The sequence below is a fragment of the Hymenobacter siberiensis genome, from assembly GCF_018967845.1.
In the GTDB taxonomy this organism is placed as follows: Bacteria; Bacteroidota; Bacteroidia; order Cytophagales; family Hymenobacteraceae; genus Hymenobacter; species Hymenobacter siberiensis.
Window position 1 is genome coordinate 369,351 of record NZ_JAHLZZ010000001.1, and the last position, 25,546, is coordinate 394,896.

Below are 25,546 nucleotides of genomic sequence, written 5' to 3' on the forward strand. Positions count from 1 at the left end.
ATTGGTACATCATTTGTAATAGCAAGACCGAAGCCGCTCTAAAGCCGGCCCCTTGCCATGAAACTTATCAGCTCGAAATTCATCCATAGCATTGCCCCTCAGCTTGACCTGCTCAACACCATTGGTGGTGGGGTGGCCCAGCCGCAGCTCCGCGTAGACCAGCACCCGAAAGGCGTGATTGTGCGCGTGGCCATGCCCACCGTAACCGCCGACAGCTTTCGCGTAGTGCTCAACCAGCAGAAGCTCACCGTATTTGGCGAGTACCGCCACGAGCCCGACGATAAGCTGGCCGCCCCACTGTTCGTGCAGACCCTGGACCTGCCCGCCAACCTCGACGTGGGCCGCATCGACGCCATTCACGAAGGCCAGGAGCTGCGGGTCCGCATTCCGTTCCTGAATCCGGATGGCCGGCAGCGCGAAATCGACATCAAGCGCAACGAGTAGAGCCAACCGCCAGCGAGAGCCGGCGGCCAATGATTGGCCGCCGGCTCCGTGGCCGCTCCTCGCCACCGCTTTTTATAACGCCGGGACCGACCGGCACCGCAGTCCACTAATATTGCCGGGACCGACCGGCCGAAAACAACCAAATTTCCGGGTTTTAACTCTTGAGCCACCGCCCACAGCGGTGGTTTTGCTTTGGACCACGGATTTTAGCGGATTTCACGGATTTTGTGGTCGATTGCAGGCACAAAGACCAATGAAAAAAGGCTCGCCACATGGCGAGCCTTTTTCGTGTTCAATGGATTGATGGCCGACTACAAAATTCGTGAAATTTGCTAAAATCCGTACTAATCCGTGGTCCCGAACAAGGGGATAATCAGCACGAAGCTCATCAGCACGGCCAGGTAAAACCAGCCCATCATCTGGCTGCGGTAGCGGCGCGGCAGGCGGTTACTGAGCACCAGCATGGCCGCGATGACCAGGGTGAGGTGCGCCACAAAAAACACCATCGTCTTCACCCAATTGCTCACAATGGTATTCTCAGGCTGGTTCTGGTTGGCTTCGCCCAGGCCCGAGGTGAGGAACTGCAGGCCATAGAAGGCCACGGTTTCGAAGGCGATGAAGAGCCCCAGGCCCACCAGCAGCGCCGGCCCGGACGATTTTTCGGAGACATCGGCCATGATGCTTACGGGCGGGGGCGGCCCTGCACTTCCGCGCTGCGGGCCTTGATGTACAGCTCCTCGACCTTGGCACGGGCCCAGGGCGTGCGGCGCAAAAACGTGAGGCTGGACTTGATGCTGGGGTTATCGGCGAAGCAGTTCATGCGCAGGCGCTCATCGAGCTCGGGCCACCCGTAGGCGGCCACGAGGTACTCCAGAATCTGCGCCAGCTTCACGCCGTGCAGCTCGCTGATGAGGTGGCCGATTTCGTCGCGGGCATCGGCGGCGCGGAGGAAAGACATAGGCGAATTTAGGGGGCTGAAAGCACAAAGTTCGCGAAAAGCAGGGACCCGGCGCACGATGGCGCCCGGCGCGGCGTTATTTTTGGAGTCCCTGCCTATGCCGCCACTGTCCAGCACCGCTCCTGTTGCCCCACCCGCCGCCCGTCGGCGGCCGTGGCGGCGCGGCCTGCTGGCTGCCGTTTTGCTGGCCCTGCTGTTGGGCGGCGCCTACTACCTGCGTCACCAGGTGCAGCTGAACCGCTACGCCCGCCGGGCCTGGGCCACATTTACCAAAAATGGCCTCACCGGCCGCGAAAAAACGCCGCTGCTGGCCGGCTACTCCGTGCACGGCATCGACGTTTCGTCGTACCAGGGCCGCATCGACTGGCCCGAGGTGGCCCGCAACCGGGTACGGTTTGCCTTCATCAAGGCCAGCGAGGGCGCTACGCTGCGCGACCCGCGCTTTGCCCGCAACTGGCGCGAGGCCCGCAAAGCCGGGGTGCTCTGTGGGGCCTACCACTACTTCCTGCCCAACCGCGACGGCAAGCTGCAGGCCGACTTATTTGCCAAAATAGTCCCCCTCGCCCCCGGCGACCTGCCGCCCGTGCTCGACGTGGAAGCCGCCAATTTCCACGACGTGGCCGTGCTGCGGCGCGAGGTGGCCCGCTGGCTGCGCCTCATCGAGGCGCACTACGGCGTGCGGCCCATCCTCTATTCCAACCACAGCTTCTACAAGCGCCACCTCGCCGGGCACTTCGACGACTACCCACTCTGGCTGGCCCACTACGAGGTGGAGCGCCCCACCCTGCCCCCCAGCAAGTGGATAATCTGGCAGCATTCCGACGAAGCCTACGTGCCCGGCATTCGTGGCGTGGTCGATTTCAACGTTTTTAAGGGCAATTTTGAGTCATTGCAGGCCTTGCGCATTCCGGCCATCGGGCCGTCGCAGCCGGCCCGCGCTGGCAAAGCCAAATAAAAAAGCCGCCCGGCCCATCATTCCGCAAGGAATGTGGACCGGGCGGCTGGCCCGCAAGTTGCAAAAACTACATTTTGCCCTTGGTCATCTTGCCGCTGTGCATTTTGCCGCTGTGCATCTTGCCACCTTTGGCTTCCATCTTGTTCTCTTTCATCTCCATCTTCTTGGTCTCCATTTTCTCTTCCGATTTGGATTCCATTTTGCCATCCTTGGCCATCGGCTTAGTACCTTGAGCACTGGCATTGAAGCAGCAGGTGGCAAAAGCGAGGGCAGCTACGATTTTGAGGGATTTGTTCATGGGATTGTTTGAAAAAAGGGGTTATGAGAGAATTATGGCCGAAAGGTTATCACCGAAAATAAAGGTTGGATGAAGTTGAATAGACAAGCCAAAATTATGCACCTCGGGGTGTTACCCCTTTTAGTTCTGCTAGTCCTGGTGCTGGCTTCCTGCGGCAGCAGCCACAGCGTGAGCAAGGGCACCAAAGGCGCACGGGGCACTACCCAGTCGGGCCTGGGCTCTTACTACGCCGACAAGTTTAACGGCCGACCCACCGCCAGCGGCAGTACCTACCGCCCCGGCCAAATGACCGCCGCCCACAACACGCTGCCCTTCGGCACGCTCATCCGCGTCACCAACACCCGCAACGGCCGCTCCGTCGACGTGACCGTGACCGACCGCGGCCCGCACACCAAAGGCTACATCGTGGATGTATCGCGCCGCGCCGCCGTGCAGCTCGATATCATCCAGGCCGGGGTAGTGCCGGTGCAGGTTACCGTCATCCGCGAAGCCGCCGACAATCATTAGGCCGCCGGCCCTTTTTCACTTCTCAATCGTTCATCCCCCACCCCACCGGCCTCCCTGCCATGAATATCCGCAAAAAAGTAACCTGGACGCTCCCGCCCGCCACCAACCGCTACGCCGCCCTCGACCTATGGGTGCCCGCCGCCGAAGACGAAGACTGGTCCGATGATGAAATTCAGTACGTCATTACCGAAGTAGTGGAAGCCGAAACCGATGCCGCCGGCCTCGAAATCCTGGCCTGGTACAGCAAAATTGTGTAGCGGCAATCAATCCGGCTATTTATCAGGACACTACACCGCCTTCCACTTGCTATTGCAGCAAGCCTGGAGGGCGGCTTTTTTACGTCCATTGGTGCAAAGCCAGGGCAATGCCCGGAGATAGGCAATACCTGCCAATAAAACTTTGCAACTATTTTTTATTTATAAATCAATTTTTTAAATAGTTTATTAAATAATATTTAATTGTATTTTTGACTTGCAAGCATTCATAAAAGCGCTGTTACGCTACCTGATTCTGCAAAACATATTTAATCAATACATTGGCCAACAAGTACTTACTGCCGTCGTTCATTGTCCTGTTAATGGTATGCCTGCTGAATCCAGCCCAGGTTCAGGCAGCTCCCGTTGAAACCCGCGAAGCGCCCGCTTACAAAACCGAGCAGATACATGTGAGTAGCCCCAGCAGCCCCGCGCCCGAAATAGGCCTGGGCGGCACCCTCCGCACTCCCTGGGGCGCGGGTCCGTTTCCGGCCATCGTGCTGCTGCCCGACGTGCATTCTCCCGCCCCCGCTACGGATGACTATAGCCTGCTGAATGCCTTGGCCGACTACCTAACCCGGCAGGGCGTGGCCGTGCTGCGCCTCGATGACCGGGGCACCGGCCACTCAGTGGGAGTGGCCGCCGCTACCTCGGGCACCCAATTGGTGGCCGATGCCCAATCGGCCATGGCCTACCTGCGGGCCCGGCCAGGCATCGACCCGCTGCGCGTGGGCCTGCTGGGACACGGCGAAGGGGCCAACGTGGCTTTGCTGGCCGGAGCGGGGGCCGCCGCGCCGGCTTTCCTGGTGGCATTGGGGGCGGCCGACGTGAATGGGCAGGAGCTGCTGGCCCGGCAAACCTCGCTGGTAAACCAGCCCGGCGAGCCCGATACCGCCCAAATTGCCTGGGCTACCCAGGTAGCGCGGGCAATGACCGCGGCCCGGCACGAAGCCAAAAAGCTGCTGGCCACCGGGGCCAATCCCGCCCAAACCCAGCTCCACATTGCCCAGGAGCAGCTGCGCCTGACCACCGAAGCCCGCAAGCGCAACGATGCACTGTATAAGCGCCAGTACGCGCTGCTCGAAATCATTCGCCAGACGGCCGACAATGCCCAGGCGCAGGCCATCGTGGCCAATATGCTGAAGCAGATTTATCCGGTGATGAGCCCGGCGGCGGCGCAGGTCCGGGCCGGCCAGCTCACCAGCCCGTGGTATCGCGCCTTCCTCACGTTCAACCCGCAGGCGGAGCTGGCCAAAGTGGCCTGCCCCACCCTGCTCCTGCACGGCACCGCCGACACGCAGGTGCCCCTGGCCGCCAACCTGCCGGCCCTGGAAAAAGGTCTTAAAGCCAATAAGCGCGTGAATGCGCAGAAGCTGGATGGGCTGAACCACGAGTTTCAGACTCCCATCAGTGAGCAAGCTTTGGCAGCCGGCACCGCCGTGCGCCCCACGGCCGCTACCAACGCGCTCGAAACCGTGGGCGAGTGGGTGATGCAACAGGTGAAATAGTAGCCGGGGCGCTACGCGGCTGAAGGCGAGCGAAAGGCCTCGCGCAGCCAGCAGCCAGCCAAAGCCGCCAGCCCACCTACCAGCCCCGCCACGATACCCGCCACCAACACCATCACCACCGGGGAGCCGCCCAGCGGCAGCAGCTGCGCCACGCGGTGCGCCAGCAAGCCGTCGTTTTGGTAGGCCAGCCAGGCGGCCGGCAATACCCAACTCAGGCCGCCCCCGCTAAAGCCCGCCCAAAAGGCCACCCGACCCGTGGGCGCAATAGCCAGCCCCACCACAAACGCTACCACGGCCAGGCTCCACCACGGCAGGTCCAGCTGCACGGCCGAGGCCAGTACGAGAATGAGAATCGGTAAAAGCCAGGGGTTGCGCCAGTTCATGCGGGCAAAGTAACGCAGTGGCAGCTATAAAAGAACACCTCTCAAAGGACCGTCATGCCGAGCGCAGCCGAGGCATGACGGTCCTCTTATGCCTCAAGTTGCTCGCTCAAGCAGCTGCCAGCACTTCCGGGTCATTATTCGCCGGTGAGTTTACCCGTTTGCTGATAACGTATTCCTGCATGGCGGCCGCGTCGTAGGGCAGCAGGAGCTGCTGGTGCGCTGCCAGCCCCAGGCCATCATCGAGCCAGGCGTGCTCGGCGGCGCGGGTGGGCAGGATGACGGGCATGCGGTTGTAGATACTGGCCATCAGCGCGTTGGACTCGATGGCAATGATGGTGAAGGTGGGGTGCAGCTCGCCGGTGGTGCGGTCCAGCCACTCATCCCACAGGCCGGCGAAGGCGAAGGGCTGCTCGTTGCGCAGCAGAATGCGATGCGGCACCTTGCCGGCGGGCGTGGCCTGCCATTCAAAAAAGCTGTCTGCCAGCACCAGGCAGCGCCGCCGCCCCAGCAGCTGCCGGAAACTGGGCTTTTCGGCCAGCGTCTCGGCCCGGGCATTGATGGGCTTGGAGCCGGCGCTTGGGTCTTTGCTCCAACTGGGCACCAGCCCCCAGCTCAGCAGCTGAATCTGGCCGGGAGCGGCATTAGTGATGATGGGCAGCCGCTGCGAGGGCGCGGCATTGTAGGTAGTAGGCGCGGGCTCGGTGAACTTGGCGTCGAAGCGCTTTTCAGCAGCGGGCGCGGGGGCGATGAAGGTATAGCGACCACACATAGGACCACGGATTAGCACGAATTTTAGCGGATTTCACGGATTTTGTAGACGATTAGTTGCCGTCGTCTGGTCATCCTTGCTTTCAATTCTCCCTTCAGCGAAAAAGGCCTGCCGATAGCAAGCCTTTTTCATTGTTTTTAGTCGTCCACAAAATCCGTGGAATCCGCTGAAATCCGTGCTAATCCGTGGTTAGGCCTTATACAGCAGCTCGTAGTACTCCCGGGCCATGCGGCCGGATTCAAACTCGGGCTCCACGTCCTTCATGGCGGTTTTCACCACTTTCAGGAAGTTTTCGGGCTGGTCGTAGTACAGGGGTAATACGCTATTTTCAAGCACGTCGAGCAAGGCAGTGGCCTCGGAATCGTCCTTCACGTTATCGGGCAGGGTCACGTCCACAATCGGAATGAGGAAGCCGTTTTCGCCGTCGCGGCAGAATTCGGGAATCCAGCCATCGGCAATGCTCAGGTTCACGCTGGCGTTCATGGCGGCGGTCATGCCGCTGGTGCCGCTGGCTTCGCGCGGGAAGCGGGGCGTGTTCAGCCAAATGTCGGAACCCTTTTTGAGGGCAGCCGACAGACCCAACTCGTAGCCCGTCAGTACGGCGCAGTTCTTCCGACCAGCCGTGCGCTTGACAATTTCATTGAACAAAGCCACTGCGCCGAAGTCCTTCGGGTAGGGCTTGCCGGCCCAAATCATCTGAATGGGGTGCTTGGCATTGTTGGCCAGCTCCACGAAGCGCTCGAAGTGACGCAGAATAAGGTCGGCGCGCTTGTAGGCGGCAAAGCGGCGGGCCCACACGATGGTGATGACGTTGGGGTCGAACACGTTGCCGGTCTGGTCGGCCACGATTTTAAACAGGTCCTTTTTCAGCTCCTGCTTGCGGGCCAGCAGGGCGGCGTCGTCCTTGCTTTTGAGGGCAGCGGCCAGCTGCGGGTCGCGCCAGTAGCTGCCATTCTGGCTGTTTGTGATGGGGATGATGGGGCAGATGCCCTCGTAGTGGCCCCACATTTCGTTGGCCACGGTGCCGTGCACCTTGCTCACAGCGTTGGCCTTACGGGCAAAACGCAACGCGGTGAGGGTGTAGTTGAGCGTATCGCCGTGGCCGATGCGGGCCACGCGGCGGACTTCCTCTTCGGGCACGCTGCCGAAAAAGGTCATGTCGGTGAGCAGCTTCATCGGGCGCTCCTCGTTGCCGGCCAGCTCGGGGGTGTGCGTCGTGAACACGAGGCGCTTCTGCACCTCGGCCAGGTCGCGGCCGTGCTTTTCGTAGAGGTAGAAGGCCAGCGGCAGGCCATGACCCTCGTTGAGGTGGTACACGTCGGTTTTGCGGCCGAGCTCATCGAGCAGCTTGCCACCGCCCACGCCCAACAGAATGCTCTGAGCCACGCGGGCCGCCGAGTCCGGGTCGTAGAGGTGGTGCGAGATGGTGCGCGAGAGGTAGTCGTTCTCGGGAATGTCGGTGGTCAGGAAGAACATCGGCACCGTGCCAAACACCTCCGGGGCCAGGTACAGGGCCTTCACCTGCACATCGGCGCCGTGGATGGTGATGGGGAAGATGATGCCCGTATCCTCCAGAAAGGAGTAGTGCTTGTGGCGGAACTCGGCGCGCATGCTCTGCTCGGCGTCGCGGTCCTGGTCGTAGTAGCCGAACGTCCACAGAATGCTGATGCCCAACAGGTTCTGCTTCAGCTCGAAACCCGAGCGCATGTGCGAGCCGGCCAGGAAGCCGAGGCCACCGGAGTAGGTTTTGAGGGCCTGGTCGACGGCGAACTCCATCGAGAAATACGCGGCAGCCGTCTTGTACTTGGCGGCGGGCGTGTAGGGTTTAAAAGTGAAAGCCATTTATTGAGGGGTAAGGCGTGGGCCGGGGCCCACGCCAAAATGGAAATTTCGGGTTGAGAAAAAGGAGCGCAACCCCAAAGGCTGCTTCCATTGAAAGCGCAAGGTCCGAAGCATTCCGGAAAAATCGCAACCCCCTGATATTGAGGCCCGACTTACGCAAACGTTAGCATTTGGCCCAACGCCTACACTTTCAAGGTAATATCAGCCAGCGCTTTACTAGCAAATTTTCTTCGCGGCCGGCACAAAGTACCAGTATCGCAGTTTCTCAGCCCTGCTTTCGTCTTGCCAACAACTCAGCCCATTCACATACCCAATCTCGAAGATGAATTAATAATGAATTTTTAAATTATAACAATATTTTTTCTGATATTATTAAAATCGACCGCATGAAAAGCCGTTTAATTGATGATACTTCAAAAAAGGCCACAATCTTTTAACATATCTTATTGCAATTACCCCTGTTGACCACTCTAGCTTTGGGGCTTTGTTACCAACATTTAACCCATTGCACCCCATGCGTCTGTCACTTTCTGTTCGCTACATGGTGGCCCCCTTGCTGGGCGCTATCCTGTTTGCCGGCTGTTCAAAATCGGAGCTTACCCCGGAGGCCCCGGCGGCGGCTACCGCGTTGCAAAACGTGTCGGCACCGGGCTTCCCCGAAGGCTTTGAGACGGGCACCAAAACGGCTTATACCACGGGCAGCGTCACGTTGGGCTCGGGCTCGTGGACGCTGAATGATGCCCTCATCGGCAATACGACATCCGATGCCCACACCGGCACCTGGTCGGCCCGCGTGCGCAATAGCGGCATGCTGAGTATGAACTTCGACCTGACCGGCGGCGCGGGCGTGGTTACGGTGGGCCACGCCCTCTATGGCACCGATGCCAGCGGCACCTGGGAGCTGTGGGCCAGCGGCAACAGCGGCAGCAGCTACGCCAAAGTGGGCAGCACCATCACCAGCAGCAGCGCCAGCCTGAGCACGGCCTCCTTCGCCGTGAACCTGGCCGGCACCGTGCGCCTGCAGGTGCGCAAAACCGACGGCAGCACCAACCGCCTGAACTTTGATAACATTACCGTGGAAAGCTACAGCGGCGGCACGCCGCCGCCTACCGGCAGCAAGAAATTCCTGTTCGATGCCAGCCATGCCGAAACGGCCGGCAACGCCGACTGGGTGCTGGATGTAGATGCCGGCGTGGTGCCGCGCTACCCCACGCCAGCCGCGTCGGGCATCACGGCCAGCACGCCGGAAACCTACTGGACGGCCGCCCTTTCCTCGTGGGGCGTAGCCCTCGTGAAGCTGGGTAACTCGGTGGAGAACCTGCCTTCGGGCACGGCCATCACCTACGGCAATGCTTCGAACCCCCAGGATTTGGCTAACTACAACGTATTCGTGGTGGATGAGCCGAACACGCTGTTCACGGCTACGGAGAAAACGGCCATCATCAACTTCGTGAAAAACGGCGGTGGTCTGTTCATGATTTCCGACCATACCGTTTCGGACCGCAACAACGACGGCTACGATTCGCCGGCCATCTGGAACGATTTGATGACCAACAATTCGGTACAGGCCGACCCCTTCGGCTATAGCATCGCCCTCACCAACATTTCAGAAACCACCAGCAACATACTGGCCAGCAGCACTAACACCATCCTGAACGGTTCGCAGGGTGCCGTGACGCAGCTCAAGTTCTCGAACGGTGCGACGATGACCAAAACCACGGGCTCGCAGGCCACGCCGCTGGTTTGGCAGACTACCGCCAGCCAGGGCAACACCAACATCATGTGCCTGAGCAGCACCTACGGCACGGGCCGCGTGGTGTGCATCACCGACTCGTCGCCGGCCGACGATGGCACCGGCAGCCCCGGCAACACCGTGTACCCCGGCTGGACCGAACTGGCCAGCCACGCCAAGCTGCACCTGAACGCCTCGCTCTGGCTCGCCCAGCAGCAGTAAGCTTTATCGCTGCATTGAATGGTGAAAGCCCGCTCCCGGATTCGGGGGCGGGCTTTTTCGTGGGCTTGCTATGGGCGAAAAATATATTCCAAAAGTGGAAACGGTTGCGCATCAGCGCCCTTCCGGGAATGCCGTACTTTTGGTCCTACGGTTGTTTTTGCGCTCTTTTTACCATGAAATTCCCACCCTTTTTACTGGCTGCGGCGGTGCTGCTGCTGCCCTTTTCATCATCCGCCACGGCTGGCCCGGCCAGCCCGGCAGCCGGGCCCAACGCTACTGCCAAAGCCGCCCCGGCCGTCCGCATCGACCCCACTTACTGGTGGGTGAGCATGAAGAACCCAAAGCTGCAGCTGCTGGTGAACGCGCCCGGCATTGGGAACACAATGGCTATTCTGGCCGCCTATCCAGGCGTGACCATTGAGAGCCAGCAAAAGCTGGAGAGTGCTAATTACCTCATCATTAATCTAATTATAGCCCCCGCTACCAAGCCCGGCCTGCTGAAGCTGGGGCTGAAAAGCGGCAACACCTACCGCCCCTACACCTACGAGCTGCGCGCCCGCAACACCGACCCGCAGCGCACGCAGGGCCTCACGCAGGCCGACTTCATCTACATGCTGATGCCCGACCGGTTCTCGAACGGCGACCCGAAGAATGACGTGGTGAAGGGCACCCGCGTGAACCACATTGCCCGCGACTCGATGTACGCCCGCCACGGCGGCGACCTGCGCGGCATCCAGAACCACTTCGACTATTTCAAAAAGCTGGGGGCCACGGCCATCTGGCCCACGCCGGTCATCGAAAACGACATGCCCAAGGCCAGCTACCACGGCTATGCCGTGACGGACTGCTACCAGATTGACCCACGCTACGGCACCAACGCCGAGTACCAGCAATTTGTGAAAGCTGCCCACGCCGACGGCCTGAAGGTGGTGCAGGACATCGTACTCAACCATTGGGGCAGCTACCACCACTTGTTTCTCGACAAGCCGGCGGCCGACTGGTTCCACGCCTTCCCCACCTTCACGCGCAGCAACTACAACGCCTTCGCCCTGAACGACCCCTACGGCTCGAAGCGCGACTACACGCTGTTCAACGACGGCTGGTTTGATACCACCATGCCCGACGTGAACCAGGGCAACCCGCTGGTGGCCACCTACATCATCCAGAACTTTCTGTGGTGGGTGGAATCGACGGGTATCGATGGGTATCGCATTGATACATACCCCTATTCCGAGCCAAACTTCCTAATGGCCTGGGGCAAAGCCATTGCCGACGAATACCCCAAGCTGGCGCAGTTCGGCGAAGCCTGGGAGGGCACCGAGGCCGAGCAGGCCTTCTTCGCCCAGAACATTCTGCCGCCGGTGAACGGCTTCAAATCGAACCTGCCCGGTGTGTTGGATTTTCAAATCAGCTTCGCGATTTCGGACGCGCTGAAAACCGAAAACGGCGACCTCAGCAAGCTCTACCACGCCCTGCAGGGCGACTGGCTGTATGTGGACGCCACCCGCAACGTGCCCTTCCTCGACAACCACGACATGAGCCGCTTCTACTCGGTGATTGGGGAGGACTTCGGCAAGTTCAAAACCGGCATCGCCTGGCTGCTCACCTTGCGCGGCACGCCCCAGCTCTACTACGGCACCGAGGTGCTGATGAAGAACTTCTCGGACCCCGACGGCAAGGTGCGCGAGGACTTCCCCGGCGGGTTTGCGGACGATAAAACGAACTATTTCACTGCCCGGCCGGGGCAGGCCGGCGAGGCGTTCAACTACGTAAGCAAGCTGGCAAACTACCGGAAATCGCACCCCGTGTTGAGCTCCGGCAAGCTGATGCAGTTTATCCCGCAGGATGGGGTGTACACCTACTTCCGGTACGACGATGGCGCGTGCGTGATGATTATCGCTAACAACACCAAGGACGAGAAGAAAGTGGACGGAACGCGGTTTGCGGAGCGGTTTGCCGGGTTTTCGTCGGGCGTAGAGGTGGTGAGCGGGGCGGTGATTTCGGATTTGAATACTTTGCGGGTGCCGGCCCACACGGCCTGGGTGGTGGAGTTACGGAAGTAATTCGTTCTTTAACGCTTAGCCCGCAGAGGGTGCTGAAGTTTACGCAGATGACGCAGAAGCACGAGAATGATATTTCCTTCTTGATTAGGAAGAGCGCTTTCAATATCCACCAGGCGTTGGGGCCGGGGCTATTGAAATCGGTATACGAAATGTTATTGGCGCACGAATTGCGAAAGTTCGGACTCAGGTAGCATTACCGGTTGTGTACGATGGGCTGAAGCTAGAAAACGGATTTCGTATCGACCTGCTGGTCGAAAGCAAAGTAGTGGTTGAACTGAAATCCGTCGAAACACTGCTTGAGGTGCATCACATACAACTGCTTACTTATCTGAAACGCTCGGGGCATAAGCTCGGCTTACTCATCAATTTCAACGTGCCTCTCATTAAAAGCGGCATTTTTCGCAAAGCGAACGGCCTGGAAGAACAATCTGCGTCATCTGCGCTAACCTCTGCGCCTTCTGCGGGCTAAAAACAGTAAGAACAATGACCAACCTCACTAACCAAGTTGCCATCGTCACCGGCGCAAGCCGCGGTATCGGCAAGGCTATCGCGCTACTCCTGACCCAGCAGGGAGCCAAAGTAGTAGCAGTAGCCCGCAGCGAAGAAGAACTCCTGGAGCTCACCCAGCAAACCCAGGGCCTGGGCATCGTCGCCGACGTTTCGAACGAAGCCGACGCCCAGCGCATTATCGAGGAAACCCTGCGCCACTACGGCCGGCTCGATGTCCTCATCTGCAACGCCGGCGTGGGCTCGTTTGCCGAGCTGGAAAACTTCAGCGCCGCCGAGTGGGACCGGATTTTCGATACCAACGTGAAGGGCACCTTCCTGCTGTGCAAGGCCGCCGTGCCCCACTTCAAAGCCCAGAAGAAAGGCCACGTCGTGGGCATCACCTCCGACGTGGCCAAGCGCACCTTCGCCCACGGCACGGCCTACGGGGCCAGCAAGTTTGCCCAGGATGCCGTGCTGGCCAGCCTGCGCAAGGAAGTGCGCCCGCACGGCATCAAGGTGAGCACCATTTACCCCGGGCTGGTCGATACTTACTTCAACGACACCACGCCCGGCAGTGCCGAGGCTGCGCAAACCCACCTCCGCCCCGCCGATATTGCCCAGGCCGTGTGCTACGTGCTGCAAGCCCCCGCCCACGTGGTAGTGGATGAGCTGATGCTGCACCCGCTCACGCAGGAATGGTAGCCGGTTGAAATGTTGAATGTTAAGGGTTGAATGTTGAGTTAGCTCTTGTTTTGCAGGATATCATACACTTAACATTCAACCATCAACACTCAAAACTCCCTTATCTTGCCGCATCATGAAAAAACTGTTGCTGGCCGGCGGCCTCCTCTCTTTGGCTGCTTTCTCGTTGCCTCACCCGCCCGTGAATAAGAAACATCCCCAAGCCACCGACCCCAACACCACCGCCGAAGTCCCGAAGGATAATAAGCTCGTCATTTACCAATTGATGACGCGCCTGTTCGGCAACAAGGTGGCCCTGAACAAGCCCTACGGCACCATCGGCGAGAACGGCTGCGGCAAGTTCAACGACATCACCGACAAGGCCCTCGACGAAATCAAAGCATTGGGGGTAAGCCATGTGTGGTACACCGGCGTGATTGAGCACGCCACCATGACGGACTACACCAGCGCCGGCATCCCGGCCGACGATGCCGACGTGGTAAAAGGCCGCGCCGGCTCGCCCTACGCCATCAAGGACTACTACGACGTGGCCCCGGACCTGGCCGTGACGGTGAAAAACCGCATGTCGGAGTACGAAGCCCTCATCAAGCGCACCCACGACCACGGCCTGAAGGTCCTCATGGACTTCATCCCCAACCATGTGGCCCGCTCCTATAAGTCGGATGCCAAGCCGCTGAGCGTGGTTGACCTAGGCGCGACCGATGACAAAACCAAGGCCTTCGTGCCCAACAACAACTTTTACTACCTGCCCGGCAAGGCCTTCGTGGTGCCCGCCAACTACAACCCGCTCGGCCCGCTGAAAGGCCCCCGCGAGGACGGCAAGTACTTCGAAATGCCCGCCAAGGCCACCGGCAACGACGTATTCACGAATGCGCCGAGTGTGAACGACTGGTTCGAAACCGTGAAGCTGAACTACGGCGTGGACTACGTCAATGGCCGCCAAACGCACTTCGAGGCCGTGCCGGATACCTGGAAGAAGATGCGCGACATTCTCGTATTCTGGACCGGCAAGAACGTGGACGGCTTCCGCTGCGACATGGTGGAGATGGTGCCCGTCGAGTTCTGGGCCTGGGTTATTCCCGAGCTGAAAAAGGTGAAGCCCGGCCTGGTATTCATCGGCGAAGCCTACAACCCCAGGGAATACCGCACCTACCTGGAGAAGGGCCATTTCGACTTCCTCTATGATAAAGTGGGCCTGTACGACGACCTGCGCAAGCTGATGCGTCAGGAAGGCACCACCGAAGACATCACCAAAGTATGGAAAGAGGAAAGCAACGGCTTCTCCTCGCACATGCTGCGCTTCCTGGAAAACCACGACGAGCAGCGCATTGCCAGCAAAGATTTCGCCACCGACCCGCGCCGCGCCATCCCGGCCATGGCCGTGACGGCCACCCTGGCTAGCGGCCCGGTCATGCTCTACTTCGGGCAGGAAGTAGGCGAGCCCGGCCAGGGCTCCGAAGGCTTCAGCAGCGAAGACGGCCGCACCAGCATCTTCGACTACTGGGGCGTGCCCGAGCACCAGAAATGGCTGAACCAGGGCAAGTTCGATGGCGGCAAGCTCAGCCCCGAGCAAAAAAGCCTGCGCGACTATTACCGCCGCCTCCTGACGGTGACCAGCACCAGTGAGGCCATCCGCAAAGGCCGCTTCTACGAGCTGCAGGACGCCAACAACCTGGGCAAGGAGTACAACCAGCGCCATCTCTACACCTATCTGCGCTACACCGACAAGCAGCGGCTACTCATCGTCGTCAATTTCAGCGCCGATAAAACCTACAAGCCCGTCCTCACCATCCCGGCCGATGCCATGACGGCCATGGGCTTGAGCACCAAGAAATTCTATACTTACACCGACCTCCTCGCCGAGGGCGAGCCCCGCAACGCCCTCAACGTGACGCTGGCCCCGCTATCGGCGCATATTTTCGAGATAAAGTCCCGGTAACGATGCCCATTTATTCGGGCAAATTATTAATTTTAACGTCCGTACTGCGCTCATTTTCAGGGCGCATCTCCCACACCTCTCCCTCTCCTCCACATGGCTGCTCCCACCGCCGTCGCCACCGCCAGTACCCGCGAAAAACCCCGGCTTAGCTTCTGGCAAATCTGGAACATGAGCTTCGGCTTCCTCGGCATTCAGTTCGGCTTTGCGCTGCAAAACAGCAACATGAGCCGGATTTTTGAAACAATGGGGGCCAAAACCGACGAAATTGCCTTCCTCTGGCTGGCCGCGCCTATCACGGGTCTGCTGGTGCAGCCCGTCATCGGCTACCTCTCGGACCGCACCTGGAGCCCGCGCTGGGGCCGCCGCCGGCCGTACTTCTTCGTGGGAGCGCTGCTGGCCTCGCTGGCGCTCATCGTGATGCCCAACGTGACGGCCCTGTGGATGGCCGCCGGCATGCTCTGGATTCTCGATTCGAGCATCAACATTTCGATGGAGCCCTTCCGGGCGCTGGTCGGCGACTTGCTGCCCTCGCAGCAGCGCACCACCGGCTTCGGCGCCCAAACGTTTTTCATCGGCGTGGGGGCCATCGTGGGCTCGTCGCTGCCGTGGATGTTTGCCAACTGGTTCGGCGTTTCCAACACGCCCGAGCCCGGCCACATCTCGCTTTCGCTGAAATACGCCTTCTATGTGGGCGGCCTGGTGTTCTTCCTGGCCGTGCTCTGGACCATCATCCGCACCAAGGAATACCCGCCTGAAAACCTGGCCGAGTTCGAGGCTGAGAAGGCCCGCACCGCCGGCTTCGCCAACGGACTTAAAGAGTCGTTCGATGGCATTTTCCACATGCCCAAAACCATGCGCCAGCTGGCCGTGGTGCAGTTCTTCTCGTGGTTCGCACTGTTCTCGATGTGGATTTACACCACCCAGGCCGTTACCAGCCACATTTTCCATACTACGGATACCGCCTCGGCGCTCTACAACAAGGGCGGCGACTGGGTGGGCGTGTGCTTCTCGGTGTATAACGGCCTGTCGGCGGTGGTGGCGCTGCTGCTGCCCGTGGTGGCCCGCGCCACCAGCCGCCGCTTCACCCACATGCTGGCCCTGGTGATGGGCGGCGTGGGACTGATTTCGATTTACTTCATCCAGGATTACCACTACATCCTGATTTCGATGGTGGGCGTGGGCATTGCCTGGGCCAGCATCCTGAGCGTGCCCTACGCCATGCTGGCGGGCGCGCTGCCGTCCAACAAAATGGGCTACTACATGGGCGTGTTCAACTTCTTCATCGTGATTCCGCAGGGCGTGGCCGGCCTAATTCTGGGGCCGCTGACGAAGCATGTGTTTCACGACCAGCCCATCTTCACGCTGGTGCTCGGCGGCGCGTCCATGATAATGGCGGGCCTGCTGACCCTGCGCGTGCACGATGCCGACGACATCCGCCTGCCCGCCGAAGCCGAGCCCGCCGAAACCCTGGGCTACGATACCCTGGCTCCCGCCAACCCGCAGGTGTAGCCTGCCCACCAAACCGCGCCACGCCAAGGGCTGCCTCCCCACCGGGAAGGCAGCCCTTTTTGCTGCGCCCTCCCGCAGTCCGGCGCGGTTCCGCCGGTTTCCCGAAGCCCCGGCTGCGTCAGCGGCCGGGGCTTCTTGTTGGGGTAAAGGCGTGCTTTTTAAAGCATAATTCGGCAAAGGCTTCAATGCGCTAAAGTCCTTTTCTCAGGCGTGGCAATGGGCCGCCAGTGCGCCGGAAGGCACTTAAATCTTCTGCCCCCCCTGCGACAGCTGAATTTAAAAGTCTGATTAGTAGAAATATTTATTTGCTCTCGACAGCAAAGCCCTGTACGTTTGATGAGTGCTGACGCTCCACCGTCAGGCACTGCGGCATTTCGGAATCTACCCATCCCCAGCCATGAACCAATCAATTGCTCTCGGCAGTAGCGCCGCCCGGCAACCGGGCCTCGTCATGCTAGCGCCGCCCGAGGGCATGATATTCATCACGGATTTTACTTTCCACCAATGCGGTGTTTTACCGCGTGGACAAGAAGCGTGTGTCCTCTGGCCTCCTTGAATCATACCGGCCCTAGGTTGCGATTCTGTCTGCATGATGGATGGCCGCTTTTCACAAACCCTAACCCCTTATCGCCATGAACAAGCTTCCCCCCTTCCTGCTGCTGGCTGCCCTGCTGGGCCTAAGCCAGTGCAAAAAGAATGACCCCTACCCGGTGGACCAATTGCCGCCCGAAACCCAGACCGGCCAGCGCACCTTTGGCTGCCTCGTTAATGGACAAGTCTGGCTGCCGCGAGGCAATAGTGGCACTGCAAATTACAGTGTTTACTACGACCCAACTTTCCGAAAAGGGACATTAAATGTATCCGCCTACCGGTATCAGTCAGAAAGTGCTACATCTCGTCAAGATATTATTCTCTTTTCTGACAGCATCTCCGCTGTAGGGCAATATCCTTTGACAATTCCTAATCATCAGGAAGCATTGTTTCACGGAAGCAGTGGGCAGTGCGAATTCTATCAGAATGGGAATCAATACCGACGGGGCACATTAACCATTACGCGGTTGGACTTGCAAGCGGGTATCGTGTCGGGCACGTTTGCTTTTACCCTTTACAAGCTGGGCTGCGATTCCATCCGGGTCACGCAGGGCCGCTTTGACAAGAAGCTCTAGTCCCATTTTTTCACCCAACCCCTTCCTTTCCCATGAAACAACTTTTTACGTTCCTCGCCCTGTGCTGGCTCTGGGGCTGCGCCACGGTGTATGCCCAAACCCCACCGCCCGATTCGTTGCGCCAGCACCTGGACCACCTCTTTGCCCAGGTAGATAAAACCCAGGTGCCCGCGCCGTTCCTGGAAGAATACGGCCTGCGCTTTCTGCCGCTCGACGTGTTCAACGGCACCCTCACCGACAGCAGCCTGACCAACATGCAGGCCTGGCGCATGGCCTACGCCAGCGTATTTACGAGCTTTATCACGGGCAGCAACGGCCTGCCGACCCTCGGCGACCTCAACACACCCGCCTGAAGACGCAGGCGGCGGCTTCCCCGGCCATCCCCATCATAGTGCAGCGCATCAACTACGCCGCCCTACGGCCCGATGCCCTCACGGCCGGCCTGTTCACGGCCCAAAGCGAGCAGCTCTACGACGTAGCCGGCCGCGCGCAAAGCCCCTACCTGGCGCGTGTGCTGTTTATGGCCAGCCCCGAATGCAACGTGGCCGCCACCGGCGACGTGAGCTTTGTGTTTGCCCAGAGCCTGCATGTGCAAAGCGGGGGCGGTAGCGTGAGTAACCTGAGCCTCGATTTTGGCGATGGCCGGGGCTACCTCACCGCCACCCGGGGCCAGCCCATTGGGGCCAGTTACTGCACGGCCGGCACCAAGCGCGTGAAGGTGCGCGTGACCTATTTTCAGTCCACGCGGTTTGGGGCCACTACCAATGCCAGCACCGGCACCGGCGGGGCCCAGCCACAGGCGGTGCCCGGCTATTACACCAGCTACGAAAGCCACTTCGACCTCGACGTGCGCGCTCCCGGCTGCGCCCCCGCTGTCCGCTACACTGACTCCGGCCGCATGGTGCCCTTTGGTCCAACCTCGGCGCATTCGGGCGGAAAAGTGTACATCCGCTACGGCGATGTTAACCGCACGCAGCTGCTTAGGCCCCTGATTGTAGCGGAAGGGTACGATGCGTCCAGTGTAGCGCCACACTTGCAGAAATATAATTACAGCATCCAGAATTTCTTGGATGATATTAGTTCGCCCGGTTTCAATTTATACAACGCCCTAGAAAGCGCCCCGCGTCCCAACGGCTTGCCCACTGGGGCCACCGGCTACGACATCGTGTTCATCGACTACGCCAATGGCACCGATGACATCCGCCGCAACGCGGCTCTGTTCAAGGACGTGGTAAACTGGGTGAACCAGGAAAAAGCGGCCAACGGCAGCACCGAGAAAAACGTGGTGCTGAGCATTTCGATGGGGGGCCTGGTGGCCCGCTACGGCCTGGCCCAAATGGAGCGGGCCGCGCCCAACAGCTCCGATACCCGCCTACTCGTGACGCACGACAGCCCCACCGGGGCGCTAATACGCCCTTGGGCCTGCAAGCCCTGGTGGCGCAGGCAAATGCCACGCTGGGCCTGCAGCTAGTGGGGGGCATCAACAGCCTGTATGGAATTGATATTTTCCCGGAAGTATTCGAGGGCGAACAACTCGCCGATGCGCCCGCTACCCAGCAGCTGCTTTTAGTGCGGGCCTCGCGCTCAGGGTTCGGGCCGTTTTCGTCGGTCAGTACCACCTACAACACGTTTATCGCCAACGAATATCAGCCCGTAGTAAGCGGTTCGTTTCCGTATCAGTTCGTGGCCACCAGTCTGGGGTCGCAGTGCGGCAATGGCTCCCTTAGCCCCTACGATGAGCTGGTGCGCTATAACTTTTCGGGATTTATATCCCCCGTGCCGTGGATAATTCGCCATAGCTACAAAACGGAAATCTTGGTAAATGCAATGCCCAATTCTGGCCGGGTCGAGCGCATATCGAGCTTGCGTGTATATGTTCAAGTGAGAATACTATCTGTCTTCAGCTTTCACGCATACTTTATCAATTCCTCTCTCGATTCCCCTTCGGTTAACCCCGTGGCTTGGGACGGCTTACCAGGCGGCACTCAAAACGTGAGTGACCAAGCTCGCATCAACCCACCAACGCCCCATTTCAGCTTGTTGTGGTTTAGCAGTATCCAAGGAAATTTTTCTACGGCCGGCGATTTCTGCTTTGTGCCCACGGCCAGTGCCCTCGATGTTCCCATCAATAACATCACGGCCCGGTCCAGCTACGTCAGCGACCTGACTTCAAGTCCCATCCGGCCGGTTCCTCCCCATTTCATCGCGCAGAAGAGCTATACGCTCTTAGCGGGTGGGCAAAAATTCAATTACCCCACCCGTTCTTCCCCGGCCGGCAGGCGCAGTGGATTTTTAACGAAATGCAGTTGCAATCGAACGCTACCGTTTCTTGTTCCACCGAGTGCAACCTATATCCCCCGGTATCTATCACCGGCTCGGACATCATCTGCACGGGCAGCACGGGCACCACGTTCAGCGTCGCCCCGCCCTTCGGCGGCGTGACGGGCTGGACGGTATCCCCCGCCGGCCGGGCCACCTTCACTACGCCCACGGCGGGGGCTACGAGCGTGACGCTGGTGCCCGCGTCCGGGGCCAGTGGCATAGTGACCCTGACCGCTTCGTTGAGCAACGGCTGTTTCAGCACCACGGCCAGCCGCACGGTGGCGGTGGGCGAGGGGTCTATGCTCATCAACGACAGCAAAAACACCCCAACCTGTGCCGTGCCGGATGCCACGTTTGCCATCACGACCAGCTACGGGGCACCTAGCCCCTACACCTGGCAAGTGAGCGCGGGCACCATCTCCTCGGGGCAAGGTACCGGACAGATAACGGTTTCCAACTTGCCATTTCAGCAGTACCGATTAGATGTGAGCGTGGCCAGCCCGGCTACTTGCGGAGGGAGTACCCCGATAGAAGGCTTCTATTCGCAGGACTACTACACGCGCAACGGCTTGGAGAATTGTCCGCAGTATCTCTCCCGAAACGCCGCCGCCCCCACCGCCACCCTCTACCCCAACCCGGCGAAGGAAACCGTGGACGTACACGTCGAAAACGCCGATGCCGCCCACCCCGTCACGGTGCGCCTGTTCGACGGCTACGGCCGGGCCCGGGCCGAGCAAACCAGCACCGGCGCGGCTTCGGTGCGCCTGACCACGGATAAGCTGCCGGCCGGGCTCTACTTCGTGCACATTCTGCGGGGCCGGGAGGTGCTCAGCCGCCAGCAGCTGCGCATCGAGAAATAATAGCCGGCTCCCCGCGTTTACGGCCCTACGCGGGTGGCTTCGGCCTGGTGGGCCGGGCCACCCGTTCTTTTTCACTCCCATTCTCCCATTTCATTTTACCCCCGTTTACCCATGAAACAAGGCAACCGCATTTCCGAAACCCTCTCTGCCGCCGACGCGAAAAAATCGTGGATGCCCTGCACCAGGTCGAAGCCCTGCTGCCCTTCCTCATCACCCTGCAGCCCGAGGAAAGCAAGGGCCTGCGCAACATCGGCTTCGACGGCATCCCCTTCGCCCAGGCCGGCCTCGATGCCGTGCGGGCCAGCGTGGACTTCACCCGCCGCAATTTCGACCTGGCCGAGTTTGAAAAAGACGTGGCCCTCATGGATGCCCTGCGCGGCATCCGGGCCGTGCTCGGGCCGCTGGTTCAGAAAGTGGAGGACACCTACCGCCTGGCCGGAGCCGACGTGATGGTGACCGCCGACGACATCTACGAAGACCTGCGCAAGGACAACGGCGAAACCGCCGCCGTGCAGGCCCCCCTCCAAATCATGAAAAAGCGCTACGCCCAGCGCCTGGGTGCCGCCAAAGCCAAGCCCGCGCCCAAAGCGGCGTAGCCCCGGCTGGCCGGGGTGCCGCACCGGTCGCGGGTGGTACGCCACCGCTCAGGAGTGGTGCGACACCGGTCCCGACCGGTGCGGAACCGGTGTCAAGTGTTGTAGCACCGGTCGCGACCGGTGCGGAACCACTCTCAGGTCGTGCAACACCGCTCCTGAGCGGTGCGGAACCGGTCCCAGGTGGTGCAAAACCGGTCTGAAGTGGTGTCGCACCACTTCAGACCGGTTTTTTTATGGTCCTGCCCTAAGGAAAAGATGGCGCGGTTATCAACTCTTGATAATTAACTCAGCCACTTCGCGTCCGGTGGACAAGGCCGCGTTCAGCGAGGGATAGGAAGTCCAGTCGCCGCAGCGGTAGAGGGTTTCGGCCAATTTCAGGGGCTGTTCTACGGGCTGGCCGGGCAGGTACACCGGCAGCGCCGTGGGGATGCGGTAGCTGCGCAGGTGCTCCCACTGCCGGGCGGCCGGCCCAAACCAGGCGGCCAGTTCCTCGCGCAGGCGGGCGGTCAGCTCTTCCTCGCTGAGGCTGCGCTCGCCGTGGGTGCTCACCGATATCAGCGAGCGGCCGGCGGGGGCGTAGGCGCCGCTCACATCGGCGGGGAAGGCCACGTTATGGGCCAGAGCACTGGGGCCGGCGTTCAGGCGCAGCAGCTTGTCATTGCGGCCCGGCGAGTGGCCGCCGGGCGTGGCAAAGTAGGTGCAGGTGGTGAGGCGGGCCGCCGTGGGAAAAGTGGCGTTCTGGGCCGTGAGGCTGTCGTCGGGGTTGCCGCTGCGGCCGGTCAGCAGGCGCAGGGTGCTCAGGCCATCGGTGGCCAGCACCACGGCCGAGCCGTGCAATACCTGGCCCGTAGTGAGGCGCACCTGCGTGCCATCGACCACGCCCGCCACCGGCGAGTTGAGGCGCACCGTGCCGGCGGGCAGGCGGGCCGCCAGCTGCTCGGGCAGCTGCTGCATGCCCAGGGCGGGCACGGCCGCCTCGCCGGTCACGAACTGCTGGAACACGAATTCGAAGAAGTTGCTGGCCGTAGTCAGCTCCCTGTCCAGGAAAACGCCGCCGAAAAACGGCTTGAAAAACGCGTTTATCATCTGCTCGCTCCAGCCGTAGCGTTGCAGGAAGGTGAGGGTATCGGTGGCCGGGCGGGCCAGCAATTCCTCGGGCGTGTATTTCAGCAAGTGCCGCACCAGACTGAGGATGCGCAGCTTATCAGGCAGCGTCCCAATTGGCGAAGTAAGCGCCGAAAACGCCGCCAGCGGGGCTTGCAATGGGTTTTGCAAGGTAGTTTCACGCCCATCGGCCAGCCGGATTACGGCCCCGGAGCGGAAGCTTTTCAAGTTGAGCGCACTGTAGTCGAAGATGCGCCGGGCCTCGGGGTAGTTGGTGAGCATTACCTGAAAGCCCCGGTCGAGCCGGAAGCCATCGGGCGTGATATCGGTACGCACGCGGCCACCCACGGCATCGGCCGCTTCGAGCACGAGCACGGCATGGCCGGCGCGGTGCAGCCAGGTGGCGCAGGCCAGCCCGGCCATGCCCGCCCCGATGATGATAACGGGGTTAGAATCAGAGGGAGTCATAATTGAGTAGCAAACAGAATTTCGCGCAGCTTGCTCCGCATTTCACGGCGCGGGGCGCGAAAGGTTGGGCTAATTGAGGTTATAACGGAGTGACGTTTTTCAAGCGTCTGTCGTCCTGAGCATTCTGCGATTGAAGCAGAATACTCAGGACGACAGTGGAGTTGTTTAGAAAGTCACAAAAGGTCCTCAAACGGTCATGCAGCGCGCAGCGCTGCATGACCGTTTGAGGACTTTCTAAACAGCTTCAGTAATTCACAACCAACACAAATGACCCTAAAGCTGCTTTTAAAACAGCTTGGGCATCTTGTGCTCCTTCCATTTCTTGCGGGTTTTCATCGTCCAGAACTCGGCCACGCCGTTGCGTTGCAGGCTGAGCTGCCAGGCCGCCATGGGCTGGCCCATCTTATACCCGGTGGCCTGGTCCTGCGGGAATTTCTGCTTGATGAGGGCATAATCAGCCGCCGCAATATCCTTCCCTACTTCGCCGTGGCAGCGCAGGCACAGCTGGTTATTCAGCACAATGGGCCGCTGGTAAAAGAATACTTCCTGCGACAGCCGCTTGATGGTCCGCACCGTATCGGGCCGCATTTCCTCGGCCAGCAGCGGGGCCTGGCTGGCGGGGTTGCGGGGCCGCTCGCTCACGCGGTGGGCCGTGGCCTTGAGCACGCCGGCCAGGGAGTCGACGGCGCGGTAAGTTTCGGGTTTGCAAAAAGCCATGGCGCGGGCCACGCCCCCGGCGGCCAGCTCGCGGGCCAGGGTGCGGCGCAGCAGCGAGTCGGCGGTGGCCGTGAGGGAATCGCCGGCCCAGCGGGTGGCGTGCAGCAGGTCCTTGGGCATGATGCGCTTCACCTCCCAGTTTTCGGCCTCGATGCCGATGCGCTTGCTGTCTTTGAGGTGCTCCACCTGGTCGGGGCGGCAGGCGGCAGCGGCGGCGAACACCAGCGCCGACAAGGCAATTTTGGACAACAGGGATTTCACGAACACGGGCATTAGAACTGATTTTACACAAAAGTCTGAACCGCCGCACCAATGGCCAGGGCCATCGCCGGGCTACATCAGGTAGGCTTTCAACTCTTCGTAGTTAACCGCCAGCGGCACACTTCGTTTAGCCCGCCCCTGCAAGACCTGCACTACGGCCGGCAGCTCGATGGCGCGGCCGAGGATGGGCTCTACCACGTCGGGGAACTTCACGGGGTGCGCCGTGGCCAGAATCAGGCCCGCCGCGCCCGCGTGTTGGGCCTGGTAGCGGCGCAGCGCCGTGTAGGCCACCGCACCGTGCGGGTCGAGCAGATACTCGTCTCGCTCCCACACCTGCCGGATGGCGGCCACCGTATCGGCGTCGCTCACGGTATCGGCACCGAGGGCGGCGCGCAGCTTATTCAGGTCGTTATCAAACAGCTCCAGAATACGTACGAAGTTGCTGGGGTTGCCCACGTCCATGGCGTTGGAAAAGGTGGGCACGGCCGGCCGGGGCTCGTAGGTGCCCGTGCGCAGGTAGGCGGGCACCGGCTCGTTGGCGTTGCAGGCCGCGATGAAGTGCCCCAATCCCAGCCCCGAGGCCTGGGCAAGCAGCCCCGCGCACAGGTTGCCAAAGTTGCCGCTCGGCACCGCCACTACCGGCGCGGGTGCCCCGGCTGACCACTGCTGCATGGCAAAGCAGTAGTAGAGCTGCTGCGGCAGCCACCGCGCCACGTTGATGCTGTTGGCCGAGGTTAGGAAGCGTTTTTGCGCCAGCTCGGGGTCCAGAAACGCCTGTTTCACCAGCGCCTGGCAGTCGTCGAACGTACCGCTCACTTCCAGCGCCGTAATATTCTGGCCCAGGGTGGTGAGCTGCTGCTCCTGTACGGGGCTCACCTTGCCTTTGGGGTAGAGTATCACCACTTCCACGCCCGGCACGCCCAGAAAGCCGCTGGCCACGGCCCCGCCGGTATCGCCGGAAGTGGCTACCAGCACGGTCACGGGCGGCGTGTCGCCGTGCTGGGCGAAGTAGCCCAGGCAGCGACTCATAAACCGCGCCCCCACGTCCTTAAACGCCAAAGTAGGCCCATGAAACAGCTCCAGCGCCGACACGCCCGCCACCACCGGCACCAGCGGAAAGTCAAAGTCCACCGCCTCGGCGCAGATGCGCTGCAAGTCGGCCTCGGCAATGGTGCTGCCCACGTAAGGCCGCATCACATTGAATGCCACGGTAGCCTTGCTCAGGCTGCGCAATTCGCGCCGGAAATCCGCAGAGAATTTCGGGATGCTTTCGGGGAAATACAGGCCGCCATCCGGAGCCTGCCCGGTGATGGTGGCCGTGCGAAAATCAACCAGCGGCGACTGGTGGCGGAGGCTGTAGTATTTCATTTTCAGGCTTTATAAATGCAAAAGCGTCGTTCGCCCATTCGCCTCACCCCCTGCCCCCCTCTCCGATGGAGAGGGAGAACCGATTCGTGAAGACGACGTTACGGCATAAG

At 60.6% G+C, this 25,546-nt stretch carries 24 protein-coding genes and 1 pseudogene; 16 read left to right on the forward strand and 9 right to left on the reverse strand.

What is annotated here, in order from left to right; all coding sequences use genetic code 11:
• Positions 1-57: 57 nt before the first annotated feature.
• Positions 58-444, forward strand: a complete 387-nt coding sequence (locus KQ661_RS01625; RefSeq protein WP_216679045.1) for an Hsp20/alpha crystallin family protein — start codon at positions 58-60, stop codon at positions 442-444.
• 344 nt (positions 445-788) lie between these two features.
• Here the strand turns inward: KQ661_RS01625 and KQ661_RS01630 are convergent, their stop codons facing one another.
• Together KQ661_RS01630 and KQ661_RS01635 are read right to left on the reverse strand one after the other, a co-directional pair.
• Entirely contained in the window at positions 789-1,121 is a 333-nt protein-coding gene (locus KQ661_RS01630) for a hypothetical protein (protein ID WP_216679046.1), read from the reverse strand.
• A 5-nt stretch (positions 1,122-1,126) separates the two neighbouring features.
• Entirely contained in the window at positions 1,127-1,402 is a 276-nt protein-coding gene (locus KQ661_RS01635; protein WP_216685493.1) for a VF530 family protein, read from the reverse strand.
• A gap of 97 nt (positions 1,403-1,499) precedes the next feature.
• On the opposite strand from KQ661_RS01635, the gene KQ661_RS01640 reads away from it, so the two are divergent.
• Positions 1,500-2,357 carry a glycoside hydrolase family 25 protein gene (locus KQ661_RS01640; RefSeq protein WP_216679048.1) on the forward strand — a complete coding sequence of 286 codons (858 nt, stop codon included), beginning with the start codon at positions 1,500-1,502 and terminating at the stop codon, positions 2,355-2,357.
• Between the two features lie 67 nt (positions 2,358-2,424).
• Here the strand turns inward: KQ661_RS01640 and KQ661_RS01645 are convergent, their stop codons facing one another.
• Positions 2,425-2,655 (reverse strand): hypothetical protein, encoded by a 231-nt coding sequence (locus KQ661_RS01645; protein ID WP_216679049.1) that lies wholly within the window; start codon positions 2,653-2,655, stop codon positions 2,425-2,427.
• 108 nt (positions 2,656-2,763) lie between these two features.
• On the opposite strand from KQ661_RS01645, the gene KQ661_RS01650 reads away from it, so the two are divergent.
• The 3 genes from KQ661_RS01650 to KQ661_RS01660 all read left to right on the forward strand — a co-directional run bounded on the left by KQ661_RS01650 (position 2,764) and on the right by KQ661_RS01660 (position 4,924).
• Positions 2,764-3,162, forward strand: coding sequence for a septal ring lytic transglycosylase RlpA family protein (locus tag KQ661_RS01650; RefSeq protein WP_317196054.1), 399 nt, complete (start codon positions 2,764-2,766; stop codon positions 3,160-3,162).
• Between the two features lie 59 nt (positions 3,163-3,221).
• The gene (locus KQ661_RS01655; protein ID WP_168671402.1) at positions 3,222-3,419 is read left to right on the forward strand and encodes a hypothetical protein; all 198 of its coding nucleotides are present in this window, start codon (positions 3,222-3,224) and stop codon (positions 3,417-3,419) included.
• 320 nt (positions 3,420-3,739) lie between these two features.
• Positions 3,740-4,924 (forward strand): alpha/beta hydrolase family protein, encoded by a 1,185-nt coding sequence (locus KQ661_RS01660; protein ID WP_216685494.1) that lies wholly within the window; start codon positions 3,740-3,742, stop codon positions 4,922-4,924.
• Between the two features lie 11 nt (positions 4,925-4,935).
• Here the strand turns inward: KQ661_RS01660 and KQ661_RS01665 are convergent, their stop codons facing one another.
• From KQ661_RS01665 to glgP, 3 genes are all read right to left on the reverse strand, one after another.
• Positions 4,936-5,307 carry a hypothetical protein gene (locus tag KQ661_RS01665; protein WP_216679052.1) on the reverse strand — a complete coding sequence of 124 codons (372 nt, stop codon included), beginning with the start codon at positions 5,305-5,307 and terminating at the stop codon, positions 4,936-4,938.
• Positions 5,308-5,413: 106 nt separating this feature from the next.
• On the reverse strand, positions 5,414-6,076 hold the full coding sequence (locus KQ661_RS01670) for an SOS response-associated peptidase (protein ID WP_216685495.1): 663 nt from the start codon (positions 6,074-6,076) through the stop codon (positions 5,414-5,416).
• 189 nt (positions 6,077-6,265) lie between these two features.
• The gene (glgP, locus tag KQ661_RS01675; RefSeq protein ID WP_216685496.1) at positions 6,266-7,918 is read right to left on the reverse strand and encodes an alpha-glucan family phosphorylase; all 1,653 of its coding nucleotides are present in this window, start codon (positions 7,916-7,918) and stop codon (positions 6,266-6,268) included.
• A 514-nt stretch (positions 7,919-8,432) separates the two neighbouring features.
• On the opposite strand from glgP, the gene KQ661_RS01680 reads away from it, so the two are divergent.
• The 11 genes and pseudogenes from KQ661_RS01680 (at position 8,433) to KQ661_RS01730 (ending at position 21,518) form a co-directional block, all read left to right on the forward strand.
• Positions 8,433-9,872 (forward strand): hydrolase, encoded by a 1,440-nt coding sequence (locus tag KQ661_RS01680; RefSeq protein WP_216679055.1) that lies wholly within the window; start codon positions 8,433-8,435, stop codon positions 9,870-9,872.
• A gap of 173 nt (positions 9,873-10,045) precedes the next feature.
• Complete coding sequence (locus KQ661_RS01685; RefSeq protein ID WP_216685497.1) at positions 10,046-11,935, forward strand: alpha-amylase family glycosyl hydrolase; 1,890 nt, start codon at positions 10,046-10,048, stop codon at positions 11,933-11,935.
• A gap of 47 nt (positions 11,936-11,982) precedes the next feature.
• Positions 11,983-12,404, forward strand: a pseudogene (locus KQ661_RS01690) (GxxExxY protein).
• Between the two features lie 14 nt (positions 12,405-12,418).
• Positions 12,419-13,126 (forward strand): SDR family oxidoreductase, encoded by a 708-nt coding sequence (locus tag KQ661_RS01695; protein WP_216685498.1) that lies wholly within the window; start codon positions 12,419-12,421, stop codon positions 13,124-13,126.
• A gap of 115 nt (positions 13,127-13,241) precedes the next feature.
• Positions 13,242-15,065 carry an alpha-amylase family protein gene (locus KQ661_RS01700; RefSeq protein WP_216685499.1) on the forward strand — a complete coding sequence of 608 codons (1,824 nt, stop codon included), beginning with the start codon at positions 13,242-13,244 and terminating at the stop codon, positions 15,063-15,065.
• Between the two features lie 93 nt (positions 15,066-15,158).
• Positions 15,159-16,574 carry an MFS transporter gene (locus KQ661_RS01705; RefSeq protein ID WP_216685500.1) on the forward strand — a complete coding sequence of 472 codons (1,416 nt, stop codon included), beginning with the start codon at positions 15,159-15,161 and terminating at the stop codon, positions 16,572-16,574.
• A gap of 632 nt (positions 16,575-17,206) precedes the next feature.
• Positions 17,207-17,740, forward strand: a complete 534-nt coding sequence (locus tag KQ661_RS01710; protein WP_216685501.1) for a DUF6252 family protein — start codon at positions 17,207-17,209, stop codon at positions 17,738-17,740.
• A gap of 32 nt (positions 17,741-17,772) precedes the next feature.
• The gene (locus tag KQ661_RS01715) at positions 17,773-18,093 is read left to right on the forward strand and encodes a hypothetical protein (protein ID WP_216685502.1); all 321 of its coding nucleotides are present in this window, start codon (positions 17,773-17,775) and stop codon (positions 18,091-18,093) included.
• Between the two features lie 38 nt (positions 18,094-18,131).
• Entirely contained in the window at positions 18,132-19,211 is a 1,080-nt protein-coding gene (locus KQ661_RS01720; protein WP_216685503.1) for a lipase family protein, read from the forward strand.
• Positions 19,212-20,040: 829 nt separating this feature from the next.
• On the forward strand, positions 20,041-20,922 hold the full coding sequence (locus KQ661_RS01725; RefSeq protein WP_216685504.1) for a T9SS type A sorting domain-containing protein: 882 nt from the start codon (positions 20,041-20,043) through the stop codon (positions 20,920-20,922).
• A gap of 167 nt (positions 20,923-21,089) precedes the next feature.
• The gene (locus KQ661_RS01730) at positions 21,090-21,518 is read left to right on the forward strand and encodes a hypothetical protein (RefSeq protein ID WP_216685505.1); all 429 of its coding nucleotides are present in this window, start codon (positions 21,090-21,092) and stop codon (positions 21,516-21,518) included.
• 267 nt (positions 21,519-21,785) lie between these two features.
• Here KQ661_RS01730 and KQ661_RS01735 read toward each other — a convergent pair whose 3' ends face one another.
• The 3 genes from KQ661_RS01735 to thrC form a co-directional block, all read right to left on the reverse strand.
• Entirely contained in the window at positions 21,786-23,090 is a 1,305-nt protein-coding gene (locus tag KQ661_RS01735; RefSeq protein ID WP_216685506.1) for a protoporphyrinogen/coproporphyrinogen oxidase, read from the reverse strand.
• A gap of 285 nt (positions 23,091-23,375) precedes the next feature.
• The gene (locus KQ661_RS01740) at positions 23,376-24,068 is read right to left on the reverse strand and encodes a c-type heme family protein (RefSeq protein ID WP_216679062.1); all 693 of its coding nucleotides are present in this window, start codon (positions 24,066-24,068) and stop codon (positions 23,376-23,378) included.
• Between the two features lie 72 nt (positions 24,069-24,140).
• Positions 24,141-25,436: a threonine synthase gene (thrC, locus tag KQ661_RS01745; protein WP_216679063.1), complete on the reverse strand. Its 1,296-nt coding sequence runs from the start codon at positions 25,434-25,436 to the stop codon at positions 24,141-24,143.
• Between the last annotated feature and the right edge of the window lie 110 nt (positions 25,437-25,546).

Bases quoted from the DNA above. Each gene is read 5' to 3' on its own strand.
- KQ661_RS01665 (WP_216679052.1), bottom strand. From the start codon at position 5,307: ATGAACTGGCGCAACCCCTGGCTTTTACCGATTCTCATTCTCGTACTG.
- KQ661_RS01695 (WP_216685498.1), top strand. From the start codon at position 12,419: ATGACCAACCTCACTAACCAAGTTGCCATCGTCACCGGCGCAAGCCGC.
- KQ661_RS01735 (WP_216685506.1), bottom strand. From the start codon at position 23,090: ATGACTCCCTCTGATTCTAACCCCGTTATCATCATCGGGGCGGGCATG.
- KQ661_RS01705 (WP_216685500.1), top strand. From the start codon at position 15,159: ATGGCTGCTCCCACCGCCGTCGCCACCGCCAGTACCCGCGAAAAACCC.
- KQ661_RS01670 (WP_216685495.1), bottom strand. From the start codon at position 6,076: ATGTGTGGTCGCTATACCTTCATCGCCCCCGCGCCCGCTGCTGAAAAG.
- thrC (WP_216679063.1), bottom strand. From the start codon at position 25,436: ATGAAATACTACAGCCTCCGCCACCAGTCGCCGCTGGTTGATTTTCGC.
- KQ661_RS01685 (WP_216685497.1), top strand. From the start codon at position 10,046: ATGAAATTCCCACCCTTTTTACTGGCTGCGGCGGTGCTGCTGCTGCCC.
- KQ661_RS01715 (WP_216685502.1), top strand. From the start codon at position 17,773: ATGAAACAACTTTTTACGTTCCTCGCCCTGTGCTGGCTCTGGGGCTGC.
- KQ661_RS01630 (WP_216679046.1), bottom strand. From the start codon at position 1,121: ATGGCCGATGTCTCCGAAAAATCGTCCGGGCCGGCGCTGCTGGTGGGC.
- KQ661_RS01640 (WP_216679048.1), top strand. From the start codon at position 1,500: ATGCCGCCACTGTCCAGCACCGCTCCTGTTGCCCCACCCGCCGCCCGT.
- KQ661_RS01645 (WP_216679049.1), bottom strand. From the start codon at position 2,655: ATGAACAAATCCCTCAAAATCGTAGCTGCCCTCGCTTTTGCCACCTGC.
- KQ661_RS01700 (WP_216685499.1), top strand. From the start codon at position 13,242: ATGAAAAAACTGTTGCTGGCCGGCGGCCTCCTCTCTTTGGCTGCTTTC.
- KQ661_RS01725 (WP_216685504.1), top strand. From the start codon at position 20,041: ATGCAGTTGCAATCGAACGCTACCGTTTCTTGTTCCACCGAGTGCAAC.
- KQ661_RS01625 (WP_216679045.1), top strand. From the start codon at position 58: ATGAAACTTATCAGCTCGAAATTCATCCATAGCATTGCCCCTCAGCTT.
- KQ661_RS01660 (WP_216685494.1), top strand. From the start codon at position 3,740: ATGGTATGCCTGCTGAATCCAGCCCAGGTTCAGGCAGCTCCCGTTGAA.
- KQ661_RS01680 (WP_216679055.1), top strand. From the start codon at position 8,433: ATGCGTCTGTCACTTTCTGTTCGCTACATGGTGGCCCCCTTGCTGGGC.
- KQ661_RS01710 (WP_216685501.1), top strand. From the start codon at position 17,207: ATGAACAAGCTTCCCCCCTTCCTGCTGCTGGCTGCCCTGCTGGGCCTA.
- KQ661_RS01635 (WP_216685493.1), bottom strand. From the start codon at position 1,402: ATGTCTTTCCTCCGCGCCGCCGATGCCCGCGACGAAATCGGCCACCTC.
- KQ661_RS01655 (WP_168671402.1), top strand. From the start codon at position 3,222: ATGAATATCCGCAAAAAAGTAACCTGGACGCTCCCGCCCGCCACCAAC.
- glgP (WP_216685496.1), bottom strand. From the start codon at position 7,918: ATGGCTTTCACTTTTAAACCCTACACGCCCGCCGCCAAGTACAAGACG.